This is a genomic window from Streptomyces sparsus (genome assembly GCF_054776295.1).
This window is the reverse complement of record NZ_BAAHCA010001649.1, coordinates 1-610: the sequence shown is the minus strand read 5'-3', so window position 1 is coordinate 610 and position 610 is coordinate 1. Positions and strand designations below refer to the sequence as shown.

1 protein-coding gene is annotated in these 610 nt (G+C 77.7%); it reads left to right on the top strand.

Annotation, left to right across the window (positions count from 1 at the left end; all coding sequences use genetic code 11):
• Positions 1-45: 45 nt before the first annotated feature.
• On the top strand, positions 46-610 hold a 565-nt coding region (locus ACYVE9_RS30105; protein ID WP_461031025.1), incomplete at its 3' end, for an IucA/IucC family protein.

Here is a 610-nt window from a genome sequence, read left to right as displayed (position 1 = left end):
CACGGCGGGTCCGCCGGGGCCGGTCGGTCCGAAGCAGCCGACCCCGTGCAGGCCGACCTGCTGCGGCGGGTGCTCTCCGCGCTGCTGCGGGAGAACGCCTACGGCCTGCGCGGCCGCGCCGTACCGGTACACCGCCCCGACGGCGACTGGCTGCGGCTTCCGCTGCCGGACGGCCCGGTGCTGCTGCCGGTCGGCGCGGACGGCTTCCAGTGCGAGATCGCCGCACGGCAGCCGCTGCTCCACACGCCGCACGGCGACCTGCACCGGCTGGACGAGGCGCTGGCGCTGCTGCGCACCGCGGTACCCGCCGAGGACCTGCCGGGGTTCGACGCCTTCGCCGCCGAGTGCTCGGAGGCGCTGGCCGCGGCCCGCCTGTACGGCCGGGAACGCCGGCGCATCCACCGCTCACTGGCCGCCGCGCCCCGCCACGGCCTCGCGGGATCACTCACCTACGACACGCTGGCCGCCGCCCGGGAGCACCCCGTGTACCCGACGGCCCGGGCCCGCACCGGCCTGAGCGCCGAACAACTGCGCCGCGCCGCACCCGAGTTCCACCCCGCGTTCACGCTCCGCTGGCTGCTGCTGCCGGCCCGTCTCGTCCACGGCGGCA